At 31.6% G+C, this 17,621-nt stretch carries 16 protein-coding genes; all 16 read right to left on the reverse strand.

Annotated elements, in window-relative coordinates; genetic code table 11:
• Window positions 1–3: 3 nt before the first annotated feature.
• The 16 genes from I6I93_RS08630 to infB all read right to left on the reverse strand — a co-directional run bounded on the left by I6I93_RS08630 (window position 4) and on the right by infB (window position 17,618).
• Entirely contained in the window at window positions 4–237 is a 234-nt protein-coding gene (locus I6I93_RS08630) for a hypothetical protein (protein WP_070701178.1), read from the reverse strand.
• Window positions 238–1,689, reverse strand: a complete 1,452-nt coding sequence (locus I6I93_RS08635; protein WP_112890208.1) for an AAA family ATPase — start codon at window positions 1,687–1,689, stop codon at window positions 238–240.
• A complete protein-coding gene (locus I6I93_RS08640) occupies window positions 1,686–2,666 on the reverse strand; it encodes a metallophosphoesterase family protein (RefSeq protein ID WP_112890209.1) in 981 nt (326 codons plus the stop codon). The genes I6I93_RS08635 and I6I93_RS08640 overlap by 4 nt, the downstream gene beginning before the upstream one ends.
• Window positions 2,667–2,677: 11 nt before the next feature.
• Window positions 2,678–3,730, reverse strand: coding sequence for a recombinase RecA (gene recA / locus I6I93_RS08645; protein ID WP_201621236.1), 1,053 nt, complete (start codon window positions 3,728–3,730; stop codon window positions 2,678–2,680).
• Between the two features lie 2 nt (window positions 3,731–3,732).
• Window positions 3,733–4,968 (reverse strand): competence/damage-inducible protein A, encoded by a 1,236-nt coding sequence (locus tag I6I93_RS08650; RefSeq protein ID WP_112890210.1) that lies wholly within the window; start codon window positions 4,966–4,968, stop codon window positions 3,733–3,735.
• 8 nt (window positions 4,969–4,976) lie between these two features.
• Window positions 4,977–5,510 carry a CDP-diacylglycerol--glycerol-3-phosphate 3-phosphatidyltransferase gene (gene pgsA, locus I6I93_RS08655; RefSeq protein ID WP_112890211.1) on the reverse strand — a complete coding sequence of 178 codons (534 nt, stop codon included), beginning with the start codon at window positions 5,508–5,510 and terminating at the stop codon, window positions 4,977–4,979.
• Window positions 5,507–6,823 carry a 30S ribosomal protein S12 methylthiotransferase RimO gene (rimO, locus tag I6I93_RS08660; protein ID WP_112890212.1) on the reverse strand — a complete coding sequence of 439 codons (1,317 nt, stop codon included), beginning with the start codon at window positions 6,821–6,823 and terminating at the stop codon, window positions 5,507–5,509. Before rimO ends, pgsA begins: the two co-directional genes overlap by 4 nt.
• Entirely contained in the window at window positions 6,816–9,182 is a 2,367-nt protein-coding gene (locus I6I93_RS08665; RefSeq protein ID WP_112890213.1) for an FtsK/SpoIIIE family DNA translocase, read from the reverse strand. Before I6I93_RS08665 ends, rimO begins: the two co-directional genes overlap by 8 nt.
• Before the next feature lie 38 nt (window positions 9,183–9,220).
• The gene (gene dut, locus I6I93_RS08670; protein ID WP_112890214.1) at window positions 9,221–9,652 is read right to left on the reverse strand and encodes a dUTP diphosphatase; all 432 of its coding nucleotides are present in this window, start codon (window positions 9,650–9,652) and stop codon (window positions 9,221–9,223) included.
• Window positions 9,653–9,707: 55 nt separating this feature from the next.
• Entirely contained in the window at window positions 9,708–11,819 is a 2,112-nt protein-coding gene (locus I6I93_RS08675; protein ID WP_112890215.1) for a polyribonucleotide nucleotidyltransferase, read from the reverse strand.
• Between the two features lie 43 nt (window positions 11,820–11,862).
• On the reverse strand, window positions 11,863–12,129 hold the full coding sequence (gene rpsO, locus I6I93_RS08680) for a 30S ribosomal protein S15 (RefSeq protein ID WP_070701196.1): 267 nt from the start codon (window positions 12,127–12,129) through the stop codon (window positions 11,863–11,865).
• Between the two features lie 115 nt (window positions 12,130–12,244).
• The gene (locus tag I6I93_RS08685) at window positions 12,245–13,153 is read right to left on the reverse strand and encodes a bifunctional riboflavin kinase/FAD synthetase (RefSeq protein ID WP_070701199.1); all 909 of its coding nucleotides are present in this window, start codon (window positions 13,151–13,153) and stop codon (window positions 12,245–12,247) included.
• Window positions 13,150–14,040: a tRNA pseudouridine(55) synthase TruB gene (gene truB / locus I6I93_RS08690; protein ID WP_070701201.1), complete on the reverse strand. Its 891-nt coding sequence runs from the start codon at window positions 14,038–14,040 to the stop codon at window positions 13,150–13,152. Before truB ends, I6I93_RS08685 begins: the two co-directional genes overlap by 4 nt.
• Complete coding sequence (locus I6I93_RS08695; RefSeq protein ID WP_070701203.1) at window positions 14,037–15,011, reverse strand: DHH family phosphoesterase; 975 nt, start codon at window positions 15,009–15,011, stop codon at window positions 14,037–14,039. Before I6I93_RS08695 ends, truB begins: the two co-directional genes overlap by 4 nt.
• The gene (gene rbfA / locus I6I93_RS08700; RefSeq protein WP_070701205.1) at window positions 15,004–15,357 is read right to left on the reverse strand and encodes a 30S ribosome-binding factor RbfA; all 354 of its coding nucleotides are present in this window, start codon (window positions 15,355–15,357) and stop codon (window positions 15,004–15,006) included. The genes I6I93_RS08695 and rbfA overlap by 8 nt, the downstream gene beginning before the upstream one ends.
• A complete protein-coding gene (gene infB / locus I6I93_RS08705) occupies window positions 15,357–17,618 on the reverse strand; it encodes a translation initiation factor IF-2 (RefSeq protein ID WP_112890216.1) in 2,262 nt (753 codons plus the stop codon). Before infB ends, rbfA begins: the two co-directional genes overlap by 1 nt.
• Window positions 17,619–17,621 lie beyond the last annotated feature (3 nt).

Genomic DNA, 17,621 nt, shown 5'->3' on the forward strand with positions numbered 1-17,621 from the left:
AAATCACAACCTTGGCATTAAGTCATTGGCTTCGTTAAAAAGCTTATCAATTTCATTTTTTAAATTAGATATTTCCTTTTCTAGATCTTCTGGTTTAATACCTAGTTTTTCAATTTCAAGTAAAATATCTTTTTTTTGAGAATTTAATTGTTCAAGTCTCGCCTCAGACTTATACTTCATATTTTTTAGTCTGTCTAATTCTTCTTTTAAATTTTTTAAATTTTCTTCATAATTCATTTAATCATTCCTCAAGTGGTATTTTATATGCTCAATGGATTCATCATTTATTTCACTATAGCAGAAAGGACAAACCCCAATCTCTAGAATAGTATTTTCATAAGATTCAGTATAATTTTTTATACTACTCTCAATATCTTTAAGATTATTATTTTCTAATTTATAATTATTTTTTATTCTTTCCAAATTACTAGAAAAGTCTTTTAACAACATGAAAGACCTTATCTTTTCATTTAACTCATTAGATATTTCTTCAATATTTGTATTATTATCAAAAGCTTTAATGTAATTATATCCATAATTTAATTTGTCAGTAACTTTTGATAGGATTTCCTTTTCTGAATAAAGTTTAAAATATAAGCTTATTTTATCTTCTAAAAAACTAACGATATCAGTAAGTCTTACTTCATTCTTAAATAAATCTAGATTATTTTTAGTTTTATTAATTAAATCAGTGTTAGACTTATATTGCTTATAAAGGCTTGTATATGAGTTTAATTTAGCTTGCTTGTATTCAATCTCTTTAGATTTTTTATATAAAATATCAATATCATTTAACTTCTCTAAGTTTTGTGATAAAATTTTTGCTTCCGAATCAGTTTTATTAAGCTTTGATAAATAAGATTCATAGGCATTACACTTAATTAAATTGGCTTCAATTTTTGGGAGTGTATTTTCAATAGTTTCTACATTGCTAAATTTTTCAATAAAGCCATTAACTTTTTCTATCTCAAAACTATTTATATCGTATCTTTCTTTCAAGCTAGATGCTAAATTTAGTTTGTCATTTAGAACTGCAATCTTTTCTCTAATTTCGGAGATCTTTTCGAATTTTTCTTTATAGTTTTTTATATAGTCATATTCTTTTAATTGGTCTTTTATATTGTCTCTATTGGATCTTAGATCTTCTACTTCTTGATTAATTCTTTTATTATCTCTTACAACAGTTCTAAGAGCATCATCGACATAGTTAACTCCAATAAGCCTTCCTATTGCAGAAGCCCTCAATGAAGCTTGTTCATTAAGTAGAAAAGGCCCATCTAATTGTTCAGCTATATTTAAAATGCTTTTGTTATTGGAATTATCAAGTGAGACCTTGTACATCTGAGTTGCATCTGTTATTTCTTTTGGTACATCTAATCCAAAGCCCTCAAATCGCATTTCTTCACCTTGAGCATCAAGTAGATAATATGAATTTTTTGAAGGAGTTCTAGATCTTTCTACAACTACTCCATTGGAGAAAACAATTTTAACGGAGACATCCTTCTCTCCTTGTCTAATAAAATAGTCTCCTCTGGGCTCATTATAAAGGGCCCATTTCATTGCCCTTAAGATAGCAGTTTTTCCAGCATCAGAATTTCCCAAGATAACGTTTAGGCCTCTGTCAAATTCAATCTCTGTATGACTGTGAGACTGAAAATTTATAAGTTCAATTTTTTTTATATAAATCATGAGTATCTACCCTCATTAATTTGAGCTTCCTCTACCCTTTTAAGGGCTTCTTTTTTTATTTCTTCACTTATATTATCACTTTTAGAAATCCTTAAAAGCAATTCGAAAATATCAAGACTCTTATAATTTGTGGAAGCTTCGATACTTTCTTTAAATTCTGCCATTTTTATTCCCTTAAATTGATGTCTTTCCATTTCTGACCTATCAAGAACTTCTTCACCGGGCTTGGCAGATTTAAGATATCTTTCTTTTATTTCAATTTTGTCGTCTAAGGTAATAATATCCACCTTAGGCTTTCTTTTAATTTCTATTTTGGAGTTTGAAATTCTAATTAAGGCACCTGGATTTACAAAAAATTTGTCATCAAGCTCCTGAGTTTTAAATCCAAAATGGTAATGTCCCCCTAAGGTTATATCTGCTTTTGTGTCTCTAATATCATCTATAAGTGTATGAGAAACCTCCTTAATAAAAGGTTTGTCAATTAAAAAACCATGTGTCATATGTATTGCATACTTACATGAGTCATCAACTTCGTCGACTATATAGTTGTTTCTATTGGAGACTTCATCCATAGAATATATATAAGGAGACCCAGTTAATTGAACTCGTAGATTATCCTTTTCTAGGATAATCTTTTTGTAATTTACAAGATTCATAATTCCTAAATTGCATAGAAGCCCTAACATGGTTCTATCTAAGGTGTCAGGGTTGTGACCGAAAATGTCATGGTTTCCACTTATTATGTATATAGGAACACCGTAGGATTGAAAAATTTTTGCAAAATCGGAGACGATGGAGACAGAAACATCAGGTCTGTCAAATAAATCGCCTCCATGTAATACAAAATCAATTTTTTCTTCTTGAATAATACTTGAAATTTCTTTTAATTTTTCTTTTAAAGTTTCACAGTAATCATCTAGTCTGTTCTTTGGACTAGTTCCCCTAATGTGAGTATCTGTTAAATAAAGTAATTTCAATAAATCACGCCTTATTCTTCATTAGTAGTTGATGTATCTTCTTCATTTTTTTCATCATCAGGAAGTAGGTTATAGTAAACTCTTACTTTATGATCGATTTCTTTTAATATATCTGGATTTTCTTCTAAGAAATCCTTAGCATTTTCTCTACCTTGACCTAGTCTTTCCTCTCCATAAGAATACCAAGCTCCAGCTTTTTTAACAATATCAGCTTCGGCAGCAACGTCAAGAATATTTCCTACACTAGAAATTCCCTTACCATACATAATATCAAATTCTGCTTGCCTAAATGGTGGAGCAATCTTATTTTTAACAACCTTAACCCTTACTCTATTACCAATAATTTCATCACCTTTTTTGATGTTTTCAGACTTTCTAATATCAAGTCTTACAGATGAGTAAAATTTAAGGGCCCTACCACCAGTAGTAGTTTCAGGGTTACCAAACATTATTCCAACCTTTTCTCTAAGTTGGTTAATAAAAACAACTGTACACTTTGATTTATTAATTGCTCCTGTTAATTTTCTTAGAGCTTGAGACATAAGTCTTGCTTGAAGTCCTATTTGTGCTGCTCCCATATCTCCATCTATTTCTGCTTTTGGAACAAGAGCTGCAACAGAATCTATTATTATTAAATCAACTGCATTAGATCTTACAAGGGCTTCTGTTATTTCTAAGGCTTGTTCACCAGTATCAGGTTGAGAAATAATTAGATTTTCAACGTCGACACCAAGGTTTTTTGCATATCCAGGGTCAAGAGCGTGTTCTGCATCTATAAAAGCTCCTGTACCGTCCATTTTTTGAGCTTCAGCTAACATATGAAGCGCCAAAGTAGTTTTACCTGAAGATTCAGGACCATAAACTTCAATAATTCTTCCCTTTGGTATACCGCCAATTCCAAGGGCAATATCCAGGGCAAGTGATCCTGTTGGAATAGCATCAATGTCAAGCTTTACATCGTCTCCAAGAATCATTACGGATCCTTCACCATATTGTTTTTCTATTTTTGATAAAACATTGTGAAGAGCTTCTTGTTTTTCTTTACTTAAATTGCTTTCTTTCATAATTACTCCTTAAAATTTTTCCTTAGTAAATAAAGAATTTGTGATAAAGTCCTATTTACTGTGCTTCTGCGAATTTTATTTCTATCTCCTGAGAAGAAATAATGTTTAGTATTATAATTATCTTCACCAAAATATATACATGTGAAGACATTTCCTACTTCAGTTTCAGATGAATTTGGTCCTGCTTCACCAGTAGTTGAAACTCCAATATTAGCTTGAGTTCTTTCTTTTACACCCTTAGCCATTTCATATGCAGTATTTTCACTTATTGCTCCAAACTTATCTAAAGTTTCTTTAGATACATTTAAGTTTTTATTTTTGGAACTATTTGAATAAGTTACAAAAGAGGACTCTAAAACATTTGATGCACCACTTACATCAGTAATTGCAGATGCCATCATACCACCAGTTATTGATTCGGCAAAAGAGATTTTTAAGTTATTTTTCTTTAAAATATCCACAATCTGTTTTGAAACATCCTCATTATTTTCAGAATATATATGAGTTGTAAACTCCTTATATAGAGAATTTATAGTCTGTTCTATAGAAGATTGTAACATATATTTTTCTTGACTTTTACCAATAATCTTGACTTCAGTATGTGTTCCATGGGCAAAAGTATTTATAGAAATACTCTTGTCAAGAAAATTCATCTTCCTTATTCTATCTTCGATTATGGATTCTCCAAGTCCAATAATATCAATAGATTTAACCATTATATTGTCCTTTGTAAAGGATTTGTTTGAAAAATAATAGTCTAGCATTGGTTCCATTTCGTTGGGAGGTCCTGGAAGTAAGATTATTTTTTTATTGTCAAATTCAATGTATTCACCTAGGGCTACTCCCCACATGTTTTCTATTTTTTCTGATCCTTCAATAAGCATAACCTGCTTTAGGTTATTAGGTGTCATATTTCTACCAAGTCTATTAAATCTATCTTCCATTTTTTGTTTCTCATCTTCATCAATGTAGACTCTTCTATTTAAAAACTTGGCAACAGCATCTCTTGTTAAATCATCTTCTGTTGGTCCTAGACCACCACATATAACAATTAGGTCAGATTTTTTAGAAAGATATTTTAATTCTTCTACAATGTCATCTAATCCATCATCTACAGATACTTGTCTAATAACGTCTATTCCCATATCAGTTAGTTTTTCTGATATGTATTTTGAGTTAGTATTGGTAATGGATCCAATTAAGATCTCTGTACCAACTGTAAGAATACTTGCTTTCATAAATCTCCTTAAATGTTTTCTAGGTCTAAAACTTTTTTATTTTTAATTAAATAATCCGCTCCAGAAATAACAGTAAAGATTACAGCTAAGTAAAAAACTATCATTCCAGGAGTTTTAAAATCTTCTAATCCTGTTAAGAGTAAAATATTTGAAATAAGCTGTGTAACAGTTTTAAATTTTCCTAAAGGACTGGCAGCTATAGTGATATTTTCTGATGCCGCAATAATTCTAAAACCAGTAATTGTAAATTCTCTTGCTATAATAATGATTACGCCCCAAGCTGGCATCTCACCAGTACTAACTAGCATAATCATAGCCGAACAAACTAAAATTTTATCAGCTAGAGGATCTGCAAATTTACCGAAGTTAGTAACTAAGTTGTCACGTCTTGCAATATGACCATCTAAAAAATCAGTAAAAGAAGCTATAGCAAATATTGCAGTAGCTATTAGTCTAGAATTATTAAAATTAAAGTACATGCAAAGTACAAAAACGGGAACTAGAAGTGTCCTCATTAAAGTTAGTTTATTTGGAGTATTCATATTAATTCACCTACTAAGTCATAATCAAGACTATCAATTATTTCAACTTGGACAAAGTCTCCTATCTCAAGCTCTTTATCTGATTGAACATAAGTTACTCCATCTATTTCTGGAGAATCCATATATGTTCTTCCCACATAATTATTGTCATCAATCTTTTCTTCAATTAAAACTTCAAAAGTTTTTCCTAAATTCTTGGATAGAATTTCACCTGAAATGTCACTTTGGATAGCCATTATTTCGTTCTTTCTTTCTTCTTTAATATTATCTGGGATTTGTTCATCTAAGCTTGCAGCTCTAGTCCCCTCTTCCCTAGAGTATTCAAAAACACCTAGCTTATCAAATTTTATATCTTCAATAAAATCAACTAGTTGATCGAAATCTTCCTGATTTTCTCCTGGGAAACCAACAATAAAAGTCGTTCTAATAACAATGTCTGCTACAGATTTTCTCAAGTTCTTAAGAGTTTTTATTATATGGTCCTTACTTGTCTTCCTGTTCATATTTTTTAAGACATCATCAGATATGTGTTGAAGAGGCATATCTACGTAATTTACAAGCTTATCGTTGTTTTTAAATTCCTCTATCAAATCATCTGTAAAGTGATCAGGATAAAGATATAAAACTCTAATCCATTTTAATTCTTCTATTTTTGATATTTCTCTTATTAAATTGGCAAGTGAATATTTTGAGTAGAGGTCTATTCCATAATCAGTTGTATTTTGAGCTATGAGAATTATTTCTCTTGCTCCTTTACTTACAAGATATTCAACTTCCTTATATACATCTTCTATTTTTCTAGACCTATTTTTGCCACGTAATGAAGGAATAATGCAATAAGAACAGTTATTATTACATCCTTCAGAGATTTTCACATATTCTGTTGTATTAACTTTTTCTTTTCTAATGCCTTCTAGATAAGCAGAGTTTAAATTGTCAGTCTTTACAAATAAATCACCTGATAGACTTCTATCTAATAGCTCATTTATATATTCAATATTACCTGTTCCAAGTATACCGTCTATTTCAGGAATTTCTTTTATTAGCTCTTCAGGATATCTTTGAGCTAGACAACCTGATAGAAGAACCTTTTTACATCGTCCCTCATTTTTATATTCTACTGACTCAAGTATTGTGTCAATAGATTCTTCTTTAGCCGCATCAATAAACCCGCAAGTATTTACGATTAAAATGTCGGCTTCGTTTGGATTCTCTACCATTTTATATTTATCTTTATCTAAAAGTGAGTACATCATAGAAGAGTCTACATCATTTTTTGAGCAACCCAATGTAACTATGTGGACATTATTCATCTTCATCACCTAAAATCATTTCTAATTCTTCCTTTGTTTTTAAAAGCTTACGAGGTTTAGAACCTTCGTGAGGTCCTATTATACCCAGTTCTTCCATTTGATCAACGATCCTACCAGCCCTTGAATAGCCGACCTTTAGCTTTCTCTGTATATAGGATATTGAGGCTTGCTCATCATTTACAACGAGCTCTACGGCCTCTTTGAAAAGTGGATCTTTTTCATTATCAATCTTTACCTTTTTGTCCTCAATTGCTTGTTCTATCTTTGATTCAACAGTATTTTTAATTTCATTATTATTTTTTACAAAATCAACAAGTCTTTCAACTTCGCTATCACTAATGAAAGCTCCTTGAATTCTTTTTGCTTTTGGATATTTACTTGGATAGAATAACATATCTCCTTTTCCAAGTAGTTTTTCAGCACCACCCATGTCAAGAATAGTTCTTGAGTCTACAGAAGATGCTACGGCAAAGGCTATACGAGATGGTACGTTTGCCTTTATTGTTCCTGTGATTACATCAACAGAGGGTCTTTGAGTTGCAAGTATTAAATGCATTCCTGCAGCTCTTGCCTTTTGAGCAAGTCTTGCGATATATTCTTCAATCTCTTTTGAAGCAACCATCATAAGATCTGCTAACTCATCTACAATTATTAATATCTTAGGAAGTTTTTCATCTTCCCTTCCCTCAGCAACCATCTTTTTATTAAATCCCTTTAAATCCCTTACGTGATTTTCAGCAAAAGCTTGATATCTTTTCTCCATTTCATCAACAGCCCAGTTAAGAGCAAAGGCTGCTTTCTTAGGGTTAGTCACTACATCTATTAAAAGATGAGGTATGCCATTATATACACTAAGCTCAACAACTTTGGGGTCTATAAGCATTAACTTCACATCTTTAGGAGATGACTTATAAATAACACTTGTAATTATTGAATTAATACATACTGATTTACCTGAACCAGTAGCACCAGCAATTAAAAGATGAGGCATGTCTTCCATGCCAGAGATTAGTACGTTGCCTTCAACGTCTTTACCTAGGGCAAGTGGAATATCAGACTTACTATTTTTAAATTCTTTGGACTCAATTAGTTCCTTGAGGCTAACAGAATCTTTCTCCTTATTAGGAACTTCAATGCCAACCACTGTTTTACCAGGTATGGGTGCTTCAATACGCAAGTCAGAACTTGCCAGAGCCATAGCTATATTGTCACTTAAACCAACAATCCTAGATAGTTTTATTCCTGGTGCAGGCTTTAATTCATAGGATGTAATAACCGGTCCACGATTTATAGCCACTACCTTTGAATCAATACCAAAGTTTTTCATAGTATTTTCAATTATTTTTCCTTTTTCAAGTACTTCATCTTTAGAAAAATTACCTTTTGAAGGAATTCTCTCTAGAAGTGCTGTATCTGGATAAGTATATACAAATTCTTCTTCTTTTTTGTGCTCAATATCATCCTTTATTGTATCCACTACCTCGTCTTCAATTTTTTCTTGAGCTTTTTGAGGAGTTACTTCATCTTCCTTTAAATTTATGTTTTCATCAATTTCTTCAAAATCATTATTTTCAGTTAAAGAATCCTCTGAATAGTCTTTAACAATTAAGTCTTCAGTAAAGTTATCATAATTTTCAGATTTTGTTTCTTCTTTAAGTTTTTGTTTTTCAACTTTTTTATTTTCTTTTAGAGCTTTTTTCTTATCTTTCTCTTCAGCCTTTAATTTTTTCTCTTTTATTTTCTCTTCACGAGCAATTTTTTTATCATTAAAGTATTCTCCAAGGTCTTCAAAAGCCATTATTATTTGTTCCATATTAGGCCTTAACATTAAGTAAATTGAAGCAATTATAATTAGGCTGAGAATAATATAAGTTCCAAGTGAACCCAAAAGTTTATAAGAGAAGAATCCGAAGATTGCTCCAATTATACCTCCACTTCTAGTTATATCCATGTACTCCGTTGATTTTACTATTCTTTCAATTAGAGTCATGTCCATTTCTTTAGATCCATCTAAGAAAACTAAAGTGCAAAGAAGTATAATTAAAGTATAAACTATATAGGAAGACATTCGATTTTTAGTAGCTTGAAGGTTAAAGAGTATTCCCCAAAAAATAAAAAGTAAGGGGATAGCAAAGTTTGCAGAACCTGCTAAAACAGAAAATAGTTTATATACTAATGCCCCAACGATTCCCATTCTTTGACTATATAAGCATATAAAGAAGACTATTCCAATAACTATTAGAAATAGTCCCTTAATTTCTCGTCCATTATCTATTTCAGAAGATATTTTTCTCCTATTAATTTTTTTATTATTATTTTTCTTTTTAGTTTTTTTATTTGTTTTTATATTTCTTTTCAAGAGCTAGCACCTCATTAATATTATAACAATTTGTGCCCTTAAAGACCAGTATGACCGAAGCCTCCATCACTTCTTTCGGTATCACTAATCTCCTCTACTTCAACTATATCGGGAATTTCAATTTTCATAAAAACAACTTGGGCAATCCTATCGCCATCTTCTATGACAACATCATCTATACTCATATTAATTAGAATCACCTTCAATTCTCCCCTATAATCAGAATCAATAGTTCCAATACCATTTGGAAGTCCTAGGCCTTTTTTTAATGCTAAGCCTGATCTAGCTCTAACTTGAGCTTCATAACCTTTTTCGAATTCGAAATAAAGACCTGTTGGAACTAGCACTCTATCTAGAGGTTTTAAAACTAAATCTTCATCTAGATTAGCTCTTAAGTCCATTCCTGAAGAGCCATCTGTTTCATACTTAGGCAGAGGATGCTTACTTTTATTAATAACTTTTAATTTCATAAATTCTCCTTTAAAAAATCGCATTAAAATAAATTCTAATGCGACTTAACTTTACTTATTTATTTTCTTCTTTCTTGGAATTATCTTCTCTTTTAATAAGAGCTTTTCTTGATAGAGAAATCTTACCTGTATCTTTGGCTATGTCAATTACTTTAACTTCAACTGAATCGCCAACTTTTAATACATCTTCTACATTGTTAGTTCTTTCATGAGCAATTTCAGAAATGTGAAGGAGACCTTCTGTTCCTTTTTTAATTTCTACGAAAGCTCCAAACTTAACAATTTTCTTAACCTTTCCTAGATAAACTTCTCCAACTTCAATTTCTTTTACTATATCTTCAATGATTGCAATAGCTTCTTTAGCTTTTTCATCACTATCAGATAAGATAGAAATTTTTCCGTCATCATCAATATCGATTTTTACACCAGTTTGTTCAATAATTTTATTTATTATCTTTCCACCAGCACCAATAACTTCTCCAATTCTTTCTGGATCAATAGAAATCATGTGGATTATTGGAGCATACTTGGAAAGCTCTTCTCTTGGTTTTTCAATTGTTGTAGCAAGATGATCTAAAATCTCAAATCTAGCATCTTTTGCTCTATCAAGAGCAGTTTCAAGAATTTCTTTTTTAATACCTTCAACCTTAATATCCATTTGGATAGCTGTGATACCCTTTCTTGTACCTGCTACCTTAAAGTCCATATCTCCAAAGTGGTCTTCCAAACCTTGGATATCAGTCAGTATTTTTATAACTCCATCTTCTTCAATAAGACCCATAGCTATACCTGCAACAGGTGCCTTGATAGGTACACCTGCATCCATTAGGGCAAGAGTTGATCCACAGATAGATGCTTGAGAAGAAGATCCATTAGAAGATAATACTTCTGAAACAACCCTTATTGTATATGGGAAGACTTCTGAATCTGGAATTACTGGAAGTAGAGCTCTCTCTGCAAGAGCACCGTGACCAATTTCACGTCTACCAGGAGACCTAGATGGTTTTGTATCTCCAACACAGAATCCTGGGAAATTATAGTGGTGAATATATCTCTTTGGTTTGTCATCTCCAAGTCCATCAATAACTTGCTCTTCAGAGATTGCACCTAGAGTGGCAATTGAAAGCACTTGAGTTTGTCCTCTTGTAAATAAGCCTGAACCATGAGTTCTTGGTAGAACACTAACTTCAGATGATAGATGTCTAATTTCATCTAGTTTTCTATCATCAGGCCTTCTTTCTTCTTCAAGAATGCCACGTCTAATTTCAGTAACTTCAATTTCTTCAATTGCAGCTGAAATATCTTTTGAGTGTTCTTCCATAAGGTCCACGAAGTGTTCTCTAATAGCTTCTTTAGCTTTTTCAGTGTTTTCTTCTCTTACAACCTTATCTTTTTCTCTAATAGCATTAACTAGTAAATCTTTACCAAAATCTTTTACCTTAGCTACAATTTCTTCGTCAGCTTTAAATACTTCGTATTCAGCTTTTTCTTTTCCAACTTCACTAGAAATTTCTTCTACAAACTCACAAATATCTTTTATAACTTCGTGACCTTCTAGAATAGCTTCAAGCATTTCAGATTCACTTACTTCTTGCGCACCAGCCTCTACCATCATAATTGCAGTCTTTGTTCCAGCAAGAGATAAGTTTATTTTAGAATTGTTTCTCTCTTCTTCGTTAGGATTTATGATATATTTTCCGTCAATATATCCAACTTCAACTGAACCTGTAGGTCCATCAAAAGGAATATCAGAAATAGAAAGAGCAATAGAAGAACCTATCATTGCAACAATTTCAGGTGAATGATCTTGATCAACACTTAAAACAGTTGCTACTATGTGTACATCATTTCTATAACCTTCTGGGAAAAGAGGTCTAAGTGGTCTATCAATTAGTCTAGCGGATAGGGTAGCCTTTTCGCTAGGTCTTCCCTCTCTCTTGATAAATCCTCCAGGGATTTTACCAACTGCATACATTTTTTCTTCATAGTCTACACTTAGAGGAAAAAAGTCGATTCCCTCTCTTGGCTTAGAAGAAGATGTAGCTGTAACAAGTACAACAGTATCTCCATATTGTACTAAACAAGCACCATTTGCTTGCTCAGCAACTTTTCCAATTGTTACTTTTAACTGAGAACCTGCAAGATCCATAGTATAAGTTTTTTCCATTATTTCCTCCTTCTAATAAGAAAGAGCGGAATTACCGCTCCTATTATCCTCTGATTTGTAGTTTTTTAATAAGTGTACGATATCTTTCTATATCCTTATTCTTTAAATATCTTAATAAGTTTCTTCTTTTACCTACCATTTTAAGAAGTCCTCTTCTTGAGTGGTGGTCTTTTTTGTGAACTCTTAAATGTTCGTTTAAATCGTTAATTCTTCTAGTAAGAATTGCAATTTGAACTTCTGGTGATCCTGTGTCACCTTCGTGTGTTTTAAATTCGTCAATAATAATTTGTTTGATATTTGTTTCTAACATATTTTCCTCCTAAATTTTTTAGATAAAGCTAATCAAAGTAGGCGTCGAGGAGCGACCAACTGTGAATAGCTATTTAACCTTAAATATCTTACCATATAAAGGCTGGCTTGTAAAGTCATCTATTCCTTGTAACTAAAACATCTTTAGCAATCTGATCGAATAATTCTTCTATGGAATCAAATTTCAATTCAGGTCTTACAAAATCTAAAAGTTCAAGCTCAACAATTTCCCCATAAATATCTCTATCAAAATCAAGTATATGAGCTTCAATTTTTATCCCATCATGCTCAACAGTTGGGTTTGTACCAATGTTAGTTGAAGCTTTAAACCTCTCTCCATTTATAATAATATCTGTGTCATAAACTCCATATCTCGGAATTACAAAATTATCTACTAATTTTAAGTTGGCAGTTGGATATCCCATTTTTTTTCCAAGACCTTTTGCATGTATAATTTCCCCAATTAGCTTATAGGGTCTTGATAAAAGATCATTAGCCTCTTTTATCCTACCTTCTTCAATTAAGTTTCTTATTAGGGTCGATGAAATTTTCTCTCCATGAGATGAAATTTGATTAATAACATCAATAGTATCAAATAAATCTTTATTTTCTAATAAAAAATCCACATCGCCAGATTTTTTAAATCCATAAGTGTAATCATAACCTACAACAACTCCTCTAATTTTAAGATTATCTGCTAGAAAATCTTTTAAGAACATCTTAGGAGTGTAAGCCATAAATTCTCTTGTAAAGTTTATAAGATAAATTATATCAACTCCTAGATTTTCTAGAATTTCAAATTTAGTTTGATTTGTTGTTATAATGTCCTTTTTACCGACCTTAATAAGGTTGTCAGTGTGTTCATTAAATAACAATATGCTAGACTTAATATTTAAATCATCAGCTCTTGCAACTGCTTTATTAATTAATTCCATATGGCCCTTATGAACACCATCAAAGTTTCCTAGGGCAATAACTGAATCTTCGTCTGCTATATAATTTAAGTCAATTTCAATTATTTTCATAAATCACCTATTAATCTCTTCTTCATCTTAAGATAAGGTTTTTCATCAATAAATCTAATTTCTCCAATTCCTAAAAAAAGATTTTCGCAATACACTCTGTAATTATCAACTTCTGGCTTGTGATTAAGCCTGTAAAATTGTCCATTAAGAAATTTATTAAGAAATCTTTTGTCTAAATCAATTTTTTTAAGATTAGTTAAGGCTAAATCCATTGGTAGAATTTTTTCCTTTATTTCATCAATAGACATATTTTCAAAATCAGAGCTATTAATAGAATCCTCTATTTTAAAATTTCCAGTTCTTATTCTTCTAAGCTCTGTTAGTGTACCATAAGTGCCTAAAAAGTTCCCAATATCATTTGCAAGAGACCTTATATAAGTTCCCTTAGATACCTTAACTCTTATTAGGAATTCATCACTTCCGTTAAAATCTAAAAGTTCATTTTTATAAATCTCAATATTTCTTTCTTTTATTTCTACCTCTTTACCTTCTCTTGCATACTCGTAAAGTTTCTTACCACCCACTTTTAAAGCAGAGTAAATAGGAGGCTTTTGTGACAACTTACCAGTAAAATTTTGAAGAGCTTTTTTTATGTCTTCTTCATTGAAGATAACTTTTTCTTCTTTTAAAATATTACCAGCAATATCATATGAATCGGTCAAGATACCTAGTTTGATTTTAGCTTCGTATTCCTTGTCACTTGAAAGAATATATTCGCTTGTTTTAGTTGCTTTTCCAATAGATATAACTAGCACTCCTGTAGCCATAGGATCAAGAGTACCAGTATGACCTACTTTTTTTATCCCTAATTTGCGCCTAACCTTATAAACTAAATCATGGGATGTTATTCCTTTATCCTTGTCAAATACTAAGAGACCATCAATCATAATTCTTCTTCCGCCACTTCAACTAAATCTTTTTTTGCCTTTTTGATATCGGTGTGGTTTATTGTACCGCCTGAAGCCCTAATATGTCCTCCGCCATTAAACTTAGACGCAATTTTCGTACAATCAACATAAGATTTAGACCTAAGAGATAGCCTAATACAATCGTCTTTTTCTTTAAGGAGAACTGCAAGTTCAACAGTATCAATATCTCTAACAAATTCTACTATTCCGTCAGCATCTGACTTTGCTGCTTTAGTCTTTTCTATATCTTCTTTAGTTACTATAACTACAGCAATCTTATCTTTATCAAAATACTCAATAGAGTTCATGGCCCTAATTAACAAATCAGTCTTTTGTCTAGACCTACTTTGGTAAACATTTTGCGTAACTTCATTTATATCGATGTCATACTTAAATAAGTCTGATGCAATTTCAAAAGTTTTTGAGCTAACTGAACTATATTTAAAAGAACCTGTATCTGTTGAAAGTCCTGTAAATAAGGAAGTCGCTATTTCTTTATCTAATTGTAAATTAAGATATTTGAAAATTCTTGCAAGGACTTCACAAGTTGCTGGTGAATTTTCATCAACAATATTCAAATCAGCATAATTCTTATTACTAAAGTGATGGTCAATATTAACAGTTTTTTTAGACTTGTTAAATATTTCTTTCACCCTATCTCCCATTCTATCTTCATCTGAAGAGTCAAGAGCAATAAATAAATCGAAATCCTCATCAATATTTTCTGGACTTTTTGAATAAGAAAGATTTGGTAAAAATTTAAAATGGGATGGAACACTGTCATCTAGTATAAAGACTGGATTTTTACCAAGCTTATTAAGCATGCCAAGCATTGCAGTAGCAGATCCTAAGTTATCTCCATCAGGATTTAAGTGAGATGCAACTGCAATACTATTGCTATTATCTATTAAATTTTTTAATTCAGAGGATAATTCCTTTAGATTAATCATTTTTGTGATTTACCTCATCTATAAGTTTATCTAATTCCATAGCTCGTTCAATAGAGTCATCCTTAATAAAAATGAGTTCTGGCATCGCCCTTAGTTTAACCCTATTAGCCAATTCTTTTTTTATAAATCCCTTAGCTGAATTAAGTCCTTCAACTGCTTCATCCCTATCATAGTCATCTCCTAAGACAGAAACATAAACTTTTGCGAAGGATAAATCATTTGTAACTTCAACATGAGAAATACTAGTAATAGAAGGTATCCTTGGATCTTTTAACTCATTTTGAACTATATTAGATATTGTTCGTCTTACTTCTTCTGATATTCTGTTAATTCTTTTATTGTTCATTATGATCTTTCAACTTCCTTCATGATGTAAGATTCAAGAAGATCGCCTTCTTTAATATCATTAAAACCATCAATAACAAGTCCGCCTTCAAAACCTGTTGCAAGCTCTCTAGCATCATCTTTAAATCTCTTTAGAGAAGCAATGTCTCCTTCGTGAATAACAACGTCATTTCTTAGCACTTTAACCTTAGAGTTTCTTAGGATTTTACCGTTTAGGACATAAACCCCAGCAACCATTTGGTTGTTTGGAAGTTTAAATGTTTGTCTTATTTCACATCTTCCAAGGATTTCTTCTACAATATCTGGATCTAGCATACCCTTAGCTGCTTGTTCTATATCGTTAATAATTTCATAGATAACTCTGTATGTCCTAATTTCAACATCTTCAGTTTTTGCAAGTTCTATAGCATTAATATTAGGTCTAACATTAAATCCAATAACAATTGCATTAGATGCAGAAGCTAGAGTAACGTCAGATTCATTGATTCCACCAACGCCTGAGTGAATTACAGAAATCTTAACTTCTTCAGTGGAAAGTTTTAGTAAAGATTGGTTAAGCGCTTCAACAGAACCTTTTACATCACCTTTTACAACAACATTGAGTTCTTTTACATCTTCTTCAGAAATTTTTTCGAATAGGTTGTCAAGACTAATCTTAGTTGTTTGACTCAATCTCTTTTCTCTAGAAATTTCTGTATTCTTATCGGCAATTGCTTTTGCAGTCTTATCATCATTAACTGCATAAATTGTGTCTCCAGCATTAGGAACATCGTTAAGTCCTAAAATTACAACTGGCATAGAAGGTCCAGCTTTTTTAACTTTTTTGCCTTTATCATCTTCCATAGCTCTTATTCTTCCTGAGCAAGTACCAGATACAATAGCATCTCCAAATCTTAAAGTACCGTTCTTAATAAGAATAGTTGCCATAGGTCCCTTAGCCTTGTCAAGATTGGCTTCGATTATAGTACCAATAGCACGTCTATTAGGATTTGCTTTTAACTCTTTCATTTCAGCTACTAATAGAATCATTTCTAGAAGTTCATCAATGCCTTCGCCAGATTTTGATGAAACTCCAACAACAATTGTGTCACCGCCCCATTCTTCAGGAACAAGATTTTCGTTCATTAATTCTTGTTTAACTCTTTCAGGGTTGCCTTCTGGTTTATCAATTTTTGTAATTGCTACAATTATTGGAACATCAGCGGACCTTGCGTGAGAAATTGCTTCAATTGTTTGAGGCATTACACCATCGTCTGCGGCTACAACAAGTATTGCTATGTCTGTAGTTTGAGCTCCCCTAAGTCTCATGGAAGTAAAAGCTTCGTGACCTGGTGTATCGAGGAAAGTTATTTTCTTTCCAGATAAATTAACAGTGTAAGCCCCTATATGTTGAGTAATACCGCCAGCTTCAGATTGAGTAACATGAGTTTTCTTAATAGAATCTAATAGAGAAGTTTTTCCGTGGTCAACGTGACCCATTACTGTTACAACAGGTGGTCTTGGTTTAAGATCTCTTTCCCTATCTTCTCTTAGAAGCCCATATTCTTCTTCAACCGATTGGTCAAGATTTGGAGCTTCAATTTCAATTTCAATTCCAAGTTCATCAGCTAGTAATATACAAGTATCTTCATCAATACTTTGGTTTTGATTTGCCATAACTCCAAGTCCAATTAGTTTTGTAATAACTGTTGATACAGACACTCCCAATTGGTTAGCAAAATCCTTTACTGTTATAGGTGCTATAACTATTATAGAATCATCTCCCTTATCTTCCTCTTCAACCTTATGTTTTGATCTAACTTTTTTCTTTGGTTTTTTCTTAGTCAAATCTCTCTTAAAGGAGTGGTTTTTATCATTATCATTTTCTTTGTTTTTAGACTTATTCTTTTTGTTATTTTTCTTTTTTTGATTAGATGAATGTTCGCTCTTATCATCATTTTTTTTATTTTCTTTATTAAAAGTCTTGTTTTTATTATCTTTTTTAAATTCTTTATTATCTGAATTGTTATTGTTTTGTTTTTCCTTATTAGGATGAGTTTTTTTCTTGTTGTCTCCCTGCTTATCATTGTTTTTCTTTTCTACAGGAGAGTCATTCTTTGAAGAATTTTTGTTATATAAATTTCTTACTCTATCTTCTTCAGCGCTATCTAATGTTGACATATGATTTTTTACAGATATTTCAAGTTCATTTAACTTTGCAATTAATTCCTTACTTGTAATACCAATTTCCTTTGCCAACGCGTGTACTCTAATTTTTGACAAATT

Source organism: Peptoniphilus harei (assembly GCF_016726485.1).
In the GTDB taxonomy this organism is placed as follows: Bacteria; Bacillota; Clostridia; order Tissierellales; family Peptoniphilaceae; genus Peptoniphilus_A; species Peptoniphilus_A harei.